Source organism: Oceanobacillus sp. FSL K6-2867, assembly GCF_037963145.1.
Classification (GTDB): Bacteria; Bacillota; Bacilli; order Bacillales; family Amphibacillaceae; genus Oceanobacillus.
The window spans coordinates 3822819-3837566 of sequence record NZ_CP150144.1; the positions used below are offsets into that span (position 1 = coordinate 3822819).

The 14748-nt window shown below is 35.7% G+C and carries 17 protein-coding genes; 9 read left to right on the forward strand and 8 right to left on the reverse strand.

Annotation, left to right across the window (positions count from 1 at the left end):
* Positions 1-287: 287 nt before the first annotated feature.
* Positions 288-812, reverse strand: coding sequence for a signal peptidase I (gene lepB, locus NSQ77_RS18445; protein ID WP_339227534.1), 525 nt, complete (start codon positions 810-812; stop codon positions 288-290).
* A 279-nt stretch (positions 813-1091) separates the two neighbouring features.
* On the opposite strand from lepB, the gene NSQ77_RS18450 reads away from it, so the two are divergent.
* The gene (locus tag NSQ77_RS18450) at positions 1092-1268 is read left to right on the forward strand and encodes an aspartyl-phosphate phosphatase Spo0E family protein (RefSeq protein ID WP_339227535.1); all 177 of its coding nucleotides are present in this window, start codon (positions 1092-1094) and stop codon (positions 1266-1268) included.
* A gap of 6 nt (positions 1269-1274) precedes the next feature.
* Here NSQ77_RS18450 and NSQ77_RS18455 read toward each other — a convergent pair whose 3' ends face one another.
* Complete coding sequence (locus NSQ77_RS18455) at positions 1275-2438, reverse strand: aminotransferase A (RefSeq protein ID WP_339227536.1); 1164 nt, start codon at positions 2436-2438, stop codon at positions 1275-1277.
* A gap of 149 nt (positions 2439-2587) precedes the next feature.
* Here NSQ77_RS18455 and NSQ77_RS18460 point away from each other — a divergent pair, with 149 nt between their 5' ends.
* Entirely contained in the window at positions 2588-2749 is a 162-nt protein-coding gene (locus NSQ77_RS18460) for an FbpB family small basic protein (RefSeq protein WP_095308415.1), read from the forward strand.
* Between the two features lie 81 nt (positions 2750-2830).
* Here NSQ77_RS18460 and NSQ77_RS18465 read toward each other — a convergent pair whose 3' ends face one another.
* Positions 2831-3742, reverse strand: a complete 912-nt coding sequence (locus NSQ77_RS18465; protein WP_339227537.1) for an EamA family transporter — start codon at positions 3740-3742, stop codon at positions 2831-2833.
* Positions 3743-3876: 134 nt separating this feature from the next.
* Between NSQ77_RS18465 and NSQ77_RS18470 the strand changes: the two genes are divergently transcribed.
* The gene (locus NSQ77_RS18470) at positions 3877-4197 is read left to right on the forward strand and encodes a hypothetical protein (RefSeq protein WP_339227538.1); all 321 of its coding nucleotides are present in this window, start codon (positions 3877-3879) and stop codon (positions 4195-4197) included.
* Positions 4198-4334: 137 nt separating this feature from the next.
* Here the strand turns inward: NSQ77_RS18470 and NSQ77_RS18475 are convergent, their stop codons facing one another.
* From NSQ77_RS18475 to NSQ77_RS18495, 5 genes are all read right to left on the reverse strand, one after another.
* Positions 4335-4535, reverse strand: a complete 201-nt coding sequence (locus NSQ77_RS18475) for a hypothetical protein (RefSeq protein ID WP_339227539.1) — start codon at positions 4533-4535, stop codon at positions 4335-4337.
* 67 nt (positions 4536-4602) lie between these two features.
* Positions 4603-5076 carry a YkyB family protein gene (locus tag NSQ77_RS18480; protein ID WP_339227540.1) on the reverse strand — a complete coding sequence of 158 codons (474 nt, stop codon included), beginning with the start codon at positions 5074-5076 and terminating at the stop codon, positions 4603-4605.
* Between the two features lie 188 nt (positions 5077-5264).
* Complete coding sequence (locus tag NSQ77_RS18485; RefSeq protein ID WP_339227541.1) at positions 5265-5834, reverse strand: SCO family protein; 570 nt, start codon at positions 5832-5834, stop codon at positions 5265-5267.
* A gap of 193 nt (positions 5835-6027) precedes the next feature.
* On the reverse strand, positions 6028-6885 hold the full coding sequence (locus NSQ77_RS18490; RefSeq protein ID WP_339227542.1) for a metallophosphoesterase: 858 nt from the start codon (positions 6883-6885) through the stop codon (positions 6028-6030).
* A 729-nt stretch (positions 6886-7614) separates the two neighbouring features.
* Positions 7615-8250 carry a hemolysin III family protein gene (locus NSQ77_RS18495; protein ID WP_339227544.1) on the reverse strand — a complete coding sequence of 212 codons (636 nt, stop codon included), beginning with the start codon at positions 8248-8250 and terminating at the stop codon, positions 7615-7617.
* A gap of 1177 nt (positions 8251-9427) precedes the next feature.
* Here NSQ77_RS18495 and cbpB point away from each other — a divergent pair.
* The 6 genes from cbpB to NSQ77_RS18525 all read left to right on the forward strand — a co-directional run bounded on the left by cbpB (position 9428) and on the right by NSQ77_RS18525 (position 14736).
* Entirely contained in the window at positions 9428-9877 is a 450-nt protein-coding gene (gene cbpB, locus NSQ77_RS18500) for a cyclic-di-AMP-binding protein CbpB (protein WP_339227545.1), read from the forward strand.
* Between the two features lie 129 nt (positions 9878-10006).
* Positions 10007-10723 carry a 2,3,4,5-tetrahydropyridine-2,6-dicarboxylate N-acetyltransferase gene (dapD, locus tag NSQ77_RS18505; protein ID WP_339227546.1) on the forward strand — a complete coding sequence of 239 codons (717 nt, stop codon included), beginning with the start codon at positions 10007-10009 and terminating at the stop codon, positions 10721-10723.
* A 13-nt stretch (positions 10724-10736) separates the two neighbouring features.
* A complete protein-coding gene (locus NSQ77_RS18510) occupies positions 10737-11858 on the forward strand; it encodes an N-acetyldiaminopimelate deacetylase (protein ID WP_339227547.1) in 1122 nt (373 codons plus the stop codon).
* 66 nt (positions 11859-11924) lie between these two features.
* Positions 11925-12167, forward strand: a complete 243-nt coding sequence (locus NSQ77_RS18515) for a YkuS family protein (RefSeq protein ID WP_339227548.1) — start codon at positions 11925-11927, stop codon at positions 12165-12167.
* 204 nt (positions 12168-12371) lie between these two features.
* Positions 12372-12821, forward strand: a complete 450-nt coding sequence (locus NSQ77_RS18520) for a TlpA disulfide reductase family protein (protein ID WP_339227549.1) — start codon at positions 12372-12374, stop codon at positions 12819-12821.
* Positions 12822-12987: 166 nt separating this feature from the next.
* Positions 12988-14736 carry an ABC transporter ATP-binding protein gene (locus tag NSQ77_RS18525; protein WP_339227550.1) on the forward strand — a complete coding sequence of 583 codons (1749 nt, stop codon included), beginning with the start codon at positions 12988-12990 and terminating at the stop codon, positions 14734-14736.
* The last annotated feature ends 12 nt before the right edge of the window (positions 14737-14748 follow it).

Genomic DNA, 14748 nt, shown 5'->3' on the forward strand with positions numbered 1-14748 from the left:
CGCTCGATATTTCCTTCTATGATTTTATCATATTTTGCTTTATTTAGGGTGACGATATTGGTATGATAGAGAAAGGTTTAAGATATTTAATATATTGTAAAGCTCAGCTAGGTAAAATGAAAGGGGTGCCATATCGATGGAAATTTTATTTGGTGTAGTTTGTTTTGGGGTTCTCGCGCTTAACATCGGGTACTGTTTGCTGGATAATGAAAAGTAAATGGGAATAAGAGAAGGGGCAGCTTTCTCACGGAAAGCTGCCCCTTTATAAAAGGATGCGTATGATTGTATTATTTTGTTAATGCCCATTCACTGAATGGATAGATAATTATTTCGGATCTCCCAATTATTTCCTCAGCTTGAATAAATCCGAGCCCATTGCGACTATCCTTACTAATTGCCCGATTATCACCCATAACAAAATAGCTGTTCTGTGGGATGGTAAGCGGTCCAATATTTCCGGTTCTATATAAAGCATCATCTGTTAAAAAGGTTTGGACATATTTTTTACCATCTATAATCAAATCACTTCCGTTTATTTCAATGGTTTCACCAGGTAACCCAATTACTCTTTTTACATAGTTTTTTGTTGGTCTTTGAATGATGACAACATCTCCACGGTCTGGTTCACCAAGAATATAGATCAGCTTGTTAAAAATAACTCTTTCTCCATCCTCTAAGGTTGGATCCATACTTTCTCCCTCTACAATTGAGGTTGCAAAGATGAAGGTTCTAAGGAAAAGAGCGATTAAAATGGCTATAATGATAGCTTTTGTCCATTCAAGCCATTCATTTTTCTTTTTGACTTCTGACATAGAAGTCACCCCTCCTGTACAAGTTTCAATTTAATAGTACCACAGAGTTAAGAAGGAATCGAATTTTAACCTTTCTAAGGATTTTATAATATAAGATGAAAAATAGACGGAGTTTTAATATAATTATTTGGTAACTTTGATTATAAATAGTATACTAAAACATACTAGGAACATTCGTTTGTTTTTCACGAAAAAGAGCCTGCTTAGTTGATGAAATATTTTATTGCTGGAATTGATCGTAAATTAGATTTAGTTAAGGATTGGAGAATGTTATTTTAAATGAAATCTACAGAAAATATTCTTAGTCGTATTGAATTTTTGCGTAAAAAGATGACTGACGTAGCGTTAAGGAAAGGGTTTACGGATAATGAGTCTATCTACATCAGTCAAGAGCTTGATCGGTTATTAAATCTTTATGAGAAAGTAAAACATGAAAAACCAACAACAAAAAGCTAGTCTATATTATTTTAATTGTTCGTGTTGTAAAAAGGACTCTATTCGGTTTAGTCCCTCTGTTAGGGTATCTGGGTGATAAGCATAGGATAGTCGCATGTATCCTTCTCCCAATGAAGAGAAACTATCGCCAGGAACTAAAGCCACTTTACCTTTTCGGACGAGAGCTAAGCCGAGCTCAAGCGAGCTCATTTCCTTGATTGGAAATTTTGGGAAAAAATAAAAGGCTCCATCTGGATTAGTGACGGACAAACCCATTCGATGTAATCGTTCGTAAACATAGTCTCTTCTCTTTTTGTAAGCTTCCCGCATCAATTGAACACTGTCTGTATTATGTGTTAATGCTTCTAATGCTGCATACTGACTAATAGAAGAAGCACATGAAACATTATATTGATGTACTTTTAAAATATGTTCACTTATCCAGGCAGGCGCTAACACATATCCAACACGAAATCCTGTCATAGAATGTGATTTGGATAAACCGTTAATTACGATTGTTTTATTTTTTACGGATGGAAAACTAGCAATTGAAATATGCTCTCTGTCAAAAATTAATTCACTGTAAATCTCATCTGCGAGAATGAAAATATCTTTATCCTTTAACACATCGATTAATTCAAGTAATTCTGCTCTTGTAAAAGATGCACCGGTAGGGTTCGAAGGGTAAGGCAGTACAATGCATCTAGTTTTTGGTGTAATATGTTCAGCTAATGCTTTTTTAGTTAGTTTGAAATTAGTATTGGTTGTATCCGCGTAAACAGTCTTGGCACCAGAAAGTGTAATTAATGGTTCATAACCTGGATAGATTGGTCCAGGCAAAATAACCTCATCCCCAGGGGAAAGAATCGTGCGGAATGTGATGTCAATTGCCTGGGAAGCTCCTGAAGTGACGATAATTTCTGAAGCTGGATCAAAGCTTATTCCATAATTCTTTTCATTGAATGTTGCGATTGCTTTTCTTAATTCAATTATACCGGCATTATGTGTATATGTCGTTTTATTTTGGAATATTGCATTGGAGGCTGCTGATTTTACATAATCAGGTGTTTGGAAATCAGGTTGACCAATTGTAAGTTGGACAACATCTTTTTCATCAGCAACCATTTGAAAGAATCGTCGAATACCTGAAATTTGGATATTTTTTACATTGTTATTGATTAAAGATTGCATATAATTACCGCCTTTTCTTGTAAAATAATAAAATATGACAAAATTATGAAGAAGTGTGACAATTTTTTAATAAAATGTTCAAATAATTTAGATTTATAACGATAAATTTGAGGTATAATATAGTTAGAACATAATAAGGAGTGTAACAGATGAGACCCAGAGCATTAAATTTTGAACAACTAGTTAAGCAAAATAAGCAAGATCTATTAAATGACGAAGAGAGAATTACACAAATAGAGATGCGGTTAGAGAAAAGGCAAGAAGCAAATGTAAAAGCTCTCCGAAATAAAGATCTTGAAATGAATCGTTAAGGGGATTCATAAAGCAGGAATGTGAAAACATTCCTGCTTTTGTGTGTTTAAGAGATTTTGGAATTAATAAATTGCTAACCGTTAGAGAATCGAATTACACTTTTGTTTATAGACCTGTTTTTTCCTTCCATAAAGCTGAACGATAAGAACAGCTCCAATAATACACCCCATTCCTAATGCTTGTAAATATGTAAAGGGCTCCATAAAGATAAATATACCAATGAGCGTTGCAACCACCGGTTCAATGGTTGATAAAATGGAAGCTTTAGAGGCTTCTGTATATTGTAATCCATACGTATAAAGTATGTATGCCAATGCAGTAGGAAAAAGGCCAAGTCCTACTGCATAAAATAATGCTGATGCATTAAAAAGTAAAGAAAATTTTTCTTGATAAGGAAAAAAGGGCAAAAGTGTGACTCCGGCCACAATAAATGTAAATGTTGACACTTGTATACTTGAATACTTTTCCAAGGAAAATTTGCTGAAAATGCTGTATAATGCATATCCCAATCCGGAGCCAAGACCAAATAGTATGCTAACGAGGTCAAGATTTTTTATATTGCCTGGCAATAAGCCAACTACTAAACATGCTCCAATTAAGGTCATAAAAAGGGCAACTAATTTAATACGTGTAAAAGGCTCTTTAAATAAGAAAAAAGAAATAATTGCTACAAAAGCTGGACCAGTATATAACAATGCAGTAGCTATTGGTATAGTAGATAATTCAATGGCAGTAAACATGCAGTAATTAAAAAAAATAATACTGCATACTCCAGTTCCAATAAAATACTTAATGTCGCCATAATGCCTTAATCTAAAAGTATTTGGTGAAAGAATTAGCATGTATGTAATTAATATAATAGCTGAAGACCACACTCGTAAAGTAACAACTTCCATTGGAGTAAATCCAAACGTGTAAAGATACTTTACAAACCAGCCAATCGTCCCCCAAAGTGCAGCTCCAATAATAATAAGCAATATAGGTTTGTTCAATCAATATTCACTCCCATACCCCATTGTATTTAATTATGATTATATCAAAAGAACGAACCAAATAATGGTATATGGATTAAAAACATTGGGAAAAATAGTTAGATATACAGTTTAGAAAGGGTGCGAACAGATTGATGCACATGGAACTTATGACGTTTATCCATATTGGGAATATTGGTATTGATGCGTATTATGTTTATTTATTTTGTGGTATTTTAAGTATTTTGATTCTCTATTTTTGTGTGAAATCAATAATTAAGTGGGTTGTTCAAATGAAATTTGACAGACTTCTTATTTATAGTATCAGCAGCTTGCTCATTATAGCAATCGTTTCTGGAACAGGTTTAATAATTGGAAATGGAATGGAAGTGGCAAAAATCGCCCTTCAAAGTATATCTTTTTTCGGAATTCTTTTATCAATAGCGATATTAATTAAACGTTTTATTCTAAATTAATTTAAATAGATAGGTAAGATGGACAAAAATAAAAGGATTCAATTAGTGAAGTGGACTATAAGGTCTAGAGATTAGTCATTAGCAGTATATTTTTCGTGAAAAAAGCACATGCAGAAATGCAATGTGCTTGGATCATTTTATTCTCGCAATCGATGAATAGCTTCCAGCCATTCGTAGACGGGTTGGAAATATTCGTCAGGTGCTTTTAAGCTTGGCGGGGCTACATTCATTACTAACTCTTTTTCTGTTTCAGATAGTTGTTCAAATGTATCCTTCAGAGTGTGCGTTTGATCGGCATAACGTTGCAATTCGTATACAAAATTCTGCAGCTCTTGCATGGTAAACTCCTCCTTTAATTGTGCAATACCCTTAAATTAACAAGGGATAAACATTTAGGCGGTGGAGTTACGAATTATGACGTGATCTAGTTGGAGGCCATTCCATTTTTCCGAGCGAGGAAGGAGTATAGTAGGATGAAGTGTAACTTTTTTTCCTTTGCTGTACTTTTTTTTCTGGTTTCCAATCAATAAATTGATAGACAATTCGTTTCGCCAGCGACAATGACATTTTTGACTGGGGATTCCGATAACTTTGATCAAGGGAACCAAGATGTTTCAGCTGTTTGAAGTCTTCCTTTGATGGAGGTATATGGAAAAAATAATTATCCACTTTCACGAGTAATGTTGAGTGTTGGTTACTCCGCTTTGGATGATCTGAAAAATGCAACCCTACTTTTTCAGCTCGATTTTCTTCTAATAATTTATTAATAGTCGTTTTTTTAATTTGGTATAAATGTTTTGGCTCGGGTGCTGTTTTTGCATGGCGGTTAATAGTAAAAAGCGCTTGAGCCAAGTCTTGCAGTGGAATATCCTGCTTCATTATTTGTCTCCTTTCTATCGTTCAATTCTAATTCTATCCTAACCTAAAGCTTGTCCGGAGGCAAATAAATACCTGTATTTGTATCCGAGCGAGAAAGATTGTTGTATAGCTTTAGGGACTGCAAGTGAAAAATAAAACCTGAAAAGTGGAAGAATTAATTTCCACTTTTCAGGTTTAGGCCATATTGATTATTGAACCTTTTTTAAATCCTCAACAATTAAATCTATTTCACTTGATTCCACGCCGCCATAATATTTAATTACCTCACCCTCAGGACTTACCAAGAAAAAACGAGTTCCGTGATATACTTGATCAGAACCCTCAGGAGGAGCTTCTACAAGATTTCGAAAAGAGTTGACGGACAGGTCTTTGATTGTATTGAAATCATATCCTGTAAGGAAGTACCAATTACTGAAATCCGCCTGATAACTCTTACCATATGCCTTTAGTACTTCAGGTGAATCAAAATCAGGGTCAACACTAAATGATACGAGTTTCGCATCAATACCCTCATCTTCCAGTTTGGTTTGCAAAGCAGCCATGTTGGCAGTCATTGGCAGGCATACTGTTGTACAATTTGTAAAGATAAAGTCAGCAATCCACCATTCGCCCTTTAGGTCGTCAAGGCTTAATTTTTCATTGTCTTGTGTTGTAAAATTAAAGTCTGCAACTTTTTCAGAAATGTTTGATTCAATTTCATATCCTCCACAAGCTGATAAAAGGATACTAAGTCCTATTAGGATAAATAAATGCTTCATTAGATTCTCCTTTCCAAATCTATGAAATAATTGATGACTTCTATTGGATAATTACTTGTACATACTTAAAGTAAGTATAACATTAGTACTTTAACTAGGTGCACATCCCAATGAATACTTTATGACAATTTTTATCTTGATTAAATAGGAAGTACCCTGCTGCATAGATGAAATAGAAGTAATCTATTTCATTTTATTCTGAATCATGCTGCAGTGTATAAACGTGTAATTCCGGCTTGCAAAGGAAACGATATGGCAGCCTTGTTGTGCCAATCCCGCTGTTTACGAATAATTTAAGGTTATTTTCGTTCAAATAATATTTTCCTTGAACATATTTTTCCGCAAGTAAGGGAGTATACAAATCTCCGATAAATGGAAATCGCACCTGGCCGCCGTGACTGTGCCCAGAGAGTTGGACATCTACAGGAAAACCAGAGACTGTATCTGCATAATCCGGTTCATGTGCAAGCAGTAATGTGAAAAGATTAGGATCTGAATTATTTAAAGCCTTATTTAAATCTGGCTTTCCGAGCATGACATCATCAACACCCGCCAGTATGAAATGGGAGTTATCCTTTGTAATAATAGCATGTGAGTTTTGGAGCAGGTGGAAATCTGCATGTTCCATTACTTCATAGACAATATCCGTTCCGTAACCGCCATGATCATGATTTCCATATATCCAATACTTTCCGTAGGTTGCTTGCATGGATTGAAGGATGTTGTTTAGCTCAGGTCCCCAGCGATAATTATTTGGTTCATCAACCAGGTCGCCAGTAAAAACAATCAAGTCGGGGTTTAGTGCATTTATTTGATTTGCAAGGTCTTTTAGCTGATTTAACGAATAATGAAAACCGATATGTGTATCCGAAAATTGAATAACTTTGAAACCGTTAAAAATCGAATCTATTTTAGAAGAAGAAATAGTTTCTTCTGTAACTTTTAGTAAATGTGTTTCAATTTCTTTAGAATAATAATAAGTGCCACCACTAAGACCGATGAAAGCAAGGATGCTTCCTATGGATCTTTTAATAAAAGAGCGTCGATTCATCTTTGTCATACCTTTCCTGAATCATTAAACAGATGGTAAAATTATAGCACGAATACATGGTAGGATAAAAATAAAAGAATCTTTAATACTATTAACATCAATCGTTCAATTAATTGACATTATTCAATGATTTACCTATAATTAAATTATATAGAATTTTCAAAATAAATTAAACGTATTAACTGATTTTCAGATACAATGAATAGCTGTTAGCTTATCTTTTCTCAAAAATTGTCGGAAACCTTTGGCACTATTTGAAGGAAACTCCGGATTAGTGCAATTACGGTATGTGCGTATACCCGCTCCGGAAACACACTCCGCTTTTCGCGGGTGACCCGACGCTCTTCGAACTCCGTTCTTCAGCGTCTCACTCTGGTCACGTATCCCGCAGAAGTCTGCGTGTGTTTCCTCCGCTAATTTTGCTTTGCTACATTCCACAGTAGTAACATAAACAAAGTTTTCATTTTAACCAGTCCGGGTGAGCGGAGGGCGGTGACACCTCAAAATAGGATGTAAATGCTGACGAAGCATTCCTTGTCCTGTGGGAACAGCACGTGTCTGAAGACTCGCAGGAAGTGGTTTTCTTCCGGAGAGGCTGAAGTCGTGCCCACGGAAAGCATCCGCCCGAAGCGATCCCGGACGGCGGGGCTTACTCATACCTTGGCAGTTAGTTCGAAGTTTATATAAACTTTATTGAAATGAAAATGGGAATAGTTGCGTTGATAAATTTTAAATAACGTAATAAAAAACAGTAGCGTAATGAAATGCGGATCCTGCTAAGACAAAGAGATGCCATACCGCATGGTGATATTTAAAGCTTCGCCAGACATAAAAGAGGGTGCCGGCTGTATAGAAGAGTCCGCCTGTCATCAGAAGTATGGCTGCTGTTTCATGTAATACAGCAGTTAATGGCTCCCATACTAATACGATAAGCCAACCCATCAGAATATAAAATACTGTTGATAGGATCACAAAACGTTTAACAAAAAGTATTTTAAAAGCAATTCCAAGAATAGCAATACTCCATATAATTCCAAACAAAATCCAGCCGATATCACTCCTCAAATGCACGAGAAGGAATGGGGTATAAGATCCTGCGATAAATAAGTATATTGCCGAATGGTCAAAAATTTGGAAGATGTCTTTCCATTTTCCCTCAGGTAAACTGTGAACAATCGTTGAGGAAAGATACATGATAAGCATGGTGCTGCTAAAAACAATACTTGATATGATAAGCCAGGGGTTTTTAGTAGGTATTGTATATTTCAATAACAATATCAATCCTGCAATACTTAAAAGTGCACCAATACCGTGTGTGATTGCATTGACAATTTCTTCATTTTTACTGAATTTGTGTATTTTCATTAGCTACCCCTTTATGGTTAGGCATATATATAGTAATAAACCATCTGTTTCTAATTATACAGTCAAAAACAAGAATCACAACTATTATGCGGATGGGAGCCAATTACCAGGATTTGAATGGTGCAATGTTTAATATTAAACAGTTTTTAATTTGCTCGTTAACGGTTTGCAGATTTTGATCACGATTAAAATTTTTACTGACAACGATATTTTAGCTCATGGATAGAAATTCAAATGTAATGAACCAAACGCGAATATAATGTGCATCCTTGTTTCTATTTAATTCCACCATACAATTTTTCAATGACTCAACATCCATATTCTTTGGTTTACCCTTATTAGAATATGTAAAGAGACTTTCGTTACTCGGAATACTGAAATTAAAATAAAACAGCTGCAAGCAAGCTAGCAAGTGGATCAGCAATATTGCATCCAGATAGAATTATCAGTAATCCAGCAGTAAGTGCGCTGATGGAATGAGCAGATCACAAAGTATGTGAAACAATGGCACTGCGAATATTCATGTTTTAACTTGAGTCACTGCAAAAGAGCCGTATGAAAAATATATTTATCGCACACTCCAATAAATGCAGCAATTATTTCAAAGCGTTATAGTTGTTTTATTTCGCCTATTATAAATCTAAGTAAACTAAAGGCAAGTGCAGCAGCATCAGTATGCAGGAAAAAGCTATTTGTTAATTTTCCGCAATTTTATAAACGATAGTCTGCTCTAGAAAAAAACAAAGACGACATGCTTATTGTCTTATCCCTTAGGTTTTTACGAGATGCATTTGATTTAAACATTTTAATTGATGTTAAACCATTGAGTGTTTTACATTCTGATATTTTAGCTATTTCATTAACTGAGCAATACCTCTGAAAATGCAAGTATAGGACTTTAATCCTTGTTGAGTCGATAGTACTTTAAATGTTTGTTACTTCTTCAATTGATTGCTCGTTAATCAGTTGGGGATTGCACTCTATTTACTTCTATATTATATGAACATATGCTCATGTTGTTATATGAGTGCGCCGTTTTTGCAACTGAAATTGGTTATAAGATGTATCCAAATTTTAGTTATGTTAATATAGAGGTGGTGGCGAGTCAAAAATTATAGAATCAATCGAAATCAATTTACGAATAAATCGAATAGATATATAAAGGGGCGTATGTTTAATGAGTATTATTCAAGATAAGGAGTTTGCTAATATCTCGGTAGATGATTTATTAATTCCGTCAGAGAAAGTTGCCCATGTGCAATTAAATAATCCATTGGAACATGCATTGCTGGTGCTGGTGAAATCTGGTTATTCTGCTGTCCCAGTGCTTGATGCATCGTATAAATTTGTAGGAATCATTGGAAAAACAGCGATTTTAAATCAAATTTTAGGCATGGAACGATTTGAAATTGAAAAGCTTTCTGAAATGCGTGTTAAAGAAGTAATGAGTAGTGATATACCAACCTTGACAAGGAACCATACACTCCTGGATGGATTAAATGCAGTAATTGATCATGCCTTTGTATGCTTAGTGGACCAGGAAGGTTATTTTGATGGTATTTTAACTAGGAGAGCTATTTTAAAACAGCTGAAAAAAGATATTTATGTAAACTCATATAAAAAATAATTATCGTTTACTGCACCTCAAAAGTTAGCTTTAAATACTAACTTTTGAGGTTTTTTTTATAAAAATTATTGCGATGGTAAAATCACTCTGTTAAAGTAAAAAATAGCTTTTTTATCAGGAGGAGAGAACATGAACATAATGGATGCAAACGAAATAATCAGCTTTATCTCAACAAGCAAGAAAAGTACGCCTGTAAAAGTTTATATTAAGGGGAACTTAAACGATCTTGATATAGATAGCTCGATTCAAACATTTATAGAAAGCAATACCGGAGTTATCTTTGGAGAATGGAGCAGCATTCAGTTGTTCCTGGAAAAGAATAAATCCTCCATTTCAGATTATGTTATTGAAAATGATCGCAGGAATTCCGCAATTCCCTTGTTGGATCTTAAAGGGATTAATGCACGGATTGAGCCCGGTGCAATTATTCGGGATCAAGTTAAAATTGGTGACGGTGTAGTCATTATGATGGGAGCTTCCATTAATATCGGGGCTGTTATTGGCGACGGTACGATGATTGATATGAATGTTGTGCTTGGTGGACGAGCTACAATAGGAAAAAACTGTCATATAGGTGCTGGTACAGTGCTTGCAGGTGTAATTGAGCCACCTTCAGCTAAACCGGTTATCATTGAAGACGATGTAGTAATCGGAGCTAATGCTGTTGTTTTAGAAGGTATAACCGTTGGAAAAGGAGCTGTTGTTGCGGCGGGAGCTATTGTAACAAAAGATGTCGCACCACATACACTTGTTGGTGGTACGCCAGCTAAAGTGTTAAAAGAGATTGATGAGCAGACGAAGTCAAAAACGGAAATTAAACAGGAGCTTCGTCAACTAAATAATTAAGAAGGCGATCGTGATGGAGTTAAAGAAATTACAAGAGGTCAGAAGAAAACTGCATCAAATTCCAGAATTAGGTTTTGAAGAATTTAAAACACAGCAATTTATTTTAAATACAATTGAAGCAATTCGAAATGATCGAGTATCAGTTAAAAAGTGGAAAACAGGGATACTCGTTAAAGTAGCCGGTAGTGCACCTAAGAAAATGATTGGTTTCCGCTGTGATATGGATGGGTTGCCAATTACGGAGTCCACAGAACTAGCATTTCAATCAGCTCACGCAGGAAAAATGCATGCTTGCGGACATGATTTTCACATGACTATTGCTCTTGGAGCAATGAAGCATATTATTGATCAAAAAATAAGCGACGACGTGGTGTTTATTTTTCAACCGGCAGAAGAGGGGCCTGGAGGAGCGTTACCGATGCTGCAATCTGTAGAGTTTCAACAGTGGAAGCCCGATGTTATCTTTGCATTACACATTGCACCAGAGCTTCCAGTGGGTACGGTGTCGAGTAAAGCAGGGTTGCTCTTTGCAAATACAAGTGAGTTATTTATTGACTTTAAAGGGCTCGGCGGACATGCTGCTTATCCGCACCTGGCAAAAGACATGGCCGTAGCGGCCAGCAATTTTGTTATTCAAATGCAGCAGGTTATTTCAAGAAGATTAAATCCATTAGAACCTGCTGTAATAACAGTTGGAAAAATGGAAAGCGGATTTGTTCAAAATGCAGTGGCAGAAACAGCAAGGCTTGAAGGGACAATTCGAACATTAAGCCCGAATACGCTTCTTAGCATTAAAGAAAAACTTGAGAAGCTGAAGCAGGGATTTGAAATTGGCCATGAATGTGAAATAATGATTGATTACGGCTCGAACTATTTTCAAGTCTACAATTACAAGCAGTATGTTGATTTATTTGAAGAAACGATGCACCAGGCAGGTATTGCGTATCATGAGGCTATTGAAGCTATGACTGGTGAGGATTTTGGGGATATGTTAAAAGAAATACCAGGTTTTATGTTCTGGCTTGGAGTTAATTCTCCATACGGACTGCATCATGCGAAGCTTAACCCAGATGAATCAGCATTGGAAGTTGGTGTGAAAGCAGTCGTACATACGATTCAAAAACTCTCCAATTAATCTGCATATTGTTTCCAGTATGGCAGATACTACAAGTGAAAATGGATGCTTTAGGAGGGATTGTTTATGGCAAGAATTGCTGTAGAAGAGAACTTAACTGATATTAAAACGGCATTGATGGAAATGGGACATGAAATTATTGACCTGCGCACAGAAAAAGATGCAGCCCATTGTGATTGCTGTGTTATTTCTGGGCAGGATAAAGATGTCATGGGTATGCAAACGACAAGCATAGCTGGTCCGGTCATCAATGCGCAAGGTCAGACTGCTGAAGATGTTTGTCAAACAGTCAATGAGAAGCTAAGCTAGAAATAAACATAGCAATGAAAAGCGACAATTAATTTACCAAATGGCGGTAATTTTAATTGTCGCTTTTATTTCTTGGCTAGATTACTTATTTTTTACATAAATCAAAGGCACAGTCAAATTCGTTTAATCATATATAAATTAGGAAGTGTTAGAAATGTTTTTTAAACAAATTTCAATGGTTCCAATTGGGAGGAGGTTAAACGATTGAAATTAAGAGATCATATGCCCGACTTAGACGAGAATGGAATATGGATAAATAGTAGTGGGGTAAGAAGGGAAGACTTAATTGGCGAAACTCCAACATTGATTTATTTTTGGTCAATAAGTTGTCATATTTGCAAAAAATCCCAGCCGTTTATTAATCAACTTCGTGATGAACTGCGGGAGGATCTGCAAGTAATCAGCGTTCATACATCACTCTCTGAAGCTGATAATGATCTTTCTGCAATAAGAAAGATGGCATTGGAGAAAAAAATTACAGAGCCTCTCTATGTTGATTTAGATGAAACACTATCGAATATATTTAACTTTCGTTACGTTCCAGCTTACTATGTTTTCGATAAACAAGGGATATTACGGCATTCACAATCTGGTACAGGAAAAGTGGATCTTTTACGTAGAAGATTAGATAGGATATTAAAAGAAAATAGTTGAATAGGAGAGAAGCACGCTTTGATAATCGCTCAGGGTGTGCTTTTTCTTTGGAATAGAATGGGTAATAAAAATTTTAAAAATATTCAACAAAAGGTATGGCAATTTATTTCGGAATCCGTTATATTAGTAAATACGGTAAAACAACTTAGAGAGGAGTGGAAATATTATGCAGACATTCAAAAAGTTAAAGCGCTTTTATTGGCCATACAAGAGATACTTTATTTTGTCTTTATTTTTCTTGATTTTTGTAACAGCTATTACCGTCGTTTATCCAATTATTTTACAAATAACTATTGATGAAGTAGTTGTACAGACGAGATACGAATTAATCCCATTGATTGGTATTTCTTTTCTTGGCTTGATGCTAGTAAAAGGTATTTCTACTTTTTTCTTTCAATACTTAGGAGATCTTTTTGGTATGACCTCTGTCTATAAGCTGAGAGAAGCGTTATATGACAAGCTCCAGCGTTTAGCATTTAAATATTATGATAATGCTAAAACCGGTGACATTATGTCAAGGTTAACAGCCGATGTAGAAGGGTTTCGCTTCTTTCTTTCTGTTGGATTTGCAGAGCTTATTCGTGTCGTCCTGCTGATTTTTATTAGTTTAAGCATTATGTTTTACTATTCTGTTCCACTCGCCCTCGTGACGATGGCTGCTATTCCTTTTCTTGCTATTGTTGTATTTAAGTTTGACAGGCGTGTACATCCAGCATTTCGGGAAATTCGTAAATCATTTGGCAGGTTAAATACCCGGGTTCAGGAAAATATTAGTGGAATGAATACAGTTAAATCCTTATCACGTGAAGATTTTGAGATTGGAAGATTTTCAGAGAACAATGATAATTACCGGCAAAATTATTTGAAAACTTCTTTGCTTTGGGCAAAGTATTTTCCCTTTATGGAGTTCATCGGTAATGTTTGTGTTGTAGCATTACTTGCATATGGCGGGTATTTAGTGATTGAGGGTAATTTAAGATTGGGAGAGCTTGTTGCATTTTTTAGTTTAGTGTGGTACATTCTTGGACCTTTAATGAATCTGGGCTTTATTGTGAACCAGTTTTCACAAGCAAAGGCATCCGGGGAAAGGCTTATCGAGATTCTAGACGCAGATGAAGACATTGTTGAAAAAGAAAATGCTGTCAGTCAGCCAATCAAAGGTCATGTTACATTTCATGATGTTACATTAAATTACATGGAAGGCGATGATGCTGCCTTATCTCATATCAGCTTTGATGCGCCACCAGGAAAAGTAATTGGATTAATTGGTGCTACAGGTTCTGGTAAAACCAGTATTACCCAGCTGATCACTCGATTTTATGAGCCGCAGCATGGCAGAGTGCTGATTGATGGAAGACCAGTAGCAGGTTATAAATTAAAAACACTCCGGAAGCATATTGGTTTTGTATTGCAGGAGCCGTTTTTATTTTCTACATCCATTCGAGAAAATATTGCTTATGGAAATCCTGATGTAAAAGAGGAGCAAATAATTGATGCTGCAAAGCGTGCGCAAGCGCATGAATTTATTATGGAAATGCCAAATGGGTATGAAACAATGCTTGGTGAACGAGGTATGGGTTTATCTGGAGGACAAAAGCAGCGGATTGCCATTGCACGTGCGATTTGTATCAATCCAAGTATTCTTATTTTAGATGACGCCACATCAGCAGTGGACATGGAAACGGAATTTAAAATTCAGAAAGCATTGCGAGAAGTGATGAAAGGGCGAACAACATTTATAATTGCTCACCGAATTTCTTCCCTGAAATATGCAGATGAAATTTTAGTTTTGGAAGATGGCAAAATAGTAGAACGCGGTACACATGAAGTGCTAGTAAAGAACAATGGACCATATGAACGTGTTTACAATATCCAATATCAAGACAGGGAAGGGGTTATGGATATCGTTCATTAACAAGGGGGTACA

Excerpts from the sequence above, each read along its gene's own strand:
- NSQ77_RS18490 (WP_339227542.1), bottom strand. The coding sequence starts at position 6,885 with ATGAATCGACGCTCTTTTATTAAAAGATCCATAGGAAGCATCCTTGCT.
- NSQ77_RS18450 (WP_339227535.1), top strand. The coding sequence starts at position 1,092 with ATGAAATCTACAGAAAATATTCTTAGTCGTATTGAATTTTTGCGTAAA.
- NSQ77_RS18510 (WP_339227547.1), top strand. The coding sequence starts at position 10,737 with ATGGAGTTAAAGAAATTACAAGAGGTCAGAAGAAAACTGCATCAAATT.
- NSQ77_RS18480 (WP_339227540.1), bottom strand. The coding sequence starts at position 5,076 with ATGAAGCAGGATATTCCACTGCAAGACTTGGCTCAAGCGCTTTTTACT.
- NSQ77_RS18470 (WP_339227538.1), top strand. The coding sequence starts at position 3,877 with ATGCACATGGAACTTATGACGTTTATCCATATTGGGAATATTGGTATT.
- NSQ77_RS18485 (WP_339227541.1), bottom strand. The coding sequence starts at position 5,834 with ATGAAGCATTTATTTATCCTAATAGGACTTAGTATCCTTTTATCAGCT.
- NSQ77_RS18515 (WP_339227548.1), top strand. The coding sequence starts at position 11,925 with ATGGCAAGAATTGCTGTAGAAGAGAACTTAACTGATATTAAAACGGCA.
- NSQ77_RS18525 (WP_339227550.1), top strand. The coding sequence starts at position 12,988 with ATGCAGACATTCAAAAAGTTAAAGCGCTTTTATTGGCCATACAAGAGA.
- NSQ77_RS18460 (WP_095308415.1), top strand. The coding sequence starts at position 2,588 with ATGAGACCCAGAGCATTAAATTTTGAACAACTAGTTAAGCAAAATAAG.
- NSQ77_RS18495 (WP_339227544.1), bottom strand. The coding sequence starts at position 8,250 with ATGAAAATACACAAATTCAGTAAAAATGAAGAAATTGTCAATGCAATC.
- NSQ77_RS18455 (WP_339227536.1), bottom strand. The coding sequence starts at position 2,438 with ATGCAATCTTTAATCAATAACAATGTAAAAAATATCCAAATTTCAGGT.
- dapD (WP_339227546.1), top strand. The coding sequence starts at position 10,007 with ATGAACATAATGGATGCAAACGAAATAATCAGCTTTATCTCAACAAGC.
- lepB (WP_339227534.1), bottom strand. The coding sequence starts at position 812 with ATGTCAGAAGTCAAAAAGAAAAATGAATGGCTTGAATGGACAAAAGCT.
- NSQ77_RS18475 (WP_339227539.1), bottom strand. The coding sequence starts at position 4,535 with ATGCAAGAGCTGCAGAATTTTGTATACGAATTGCAACGTTATGCCGAT.
- cbpB (WP_339227545.1), top strand. The coding sequence starts at position 9,428 with ATGAGTATTATTCAAGATAAGGAGTTTGCTAATATCTCGGTAGATGAT.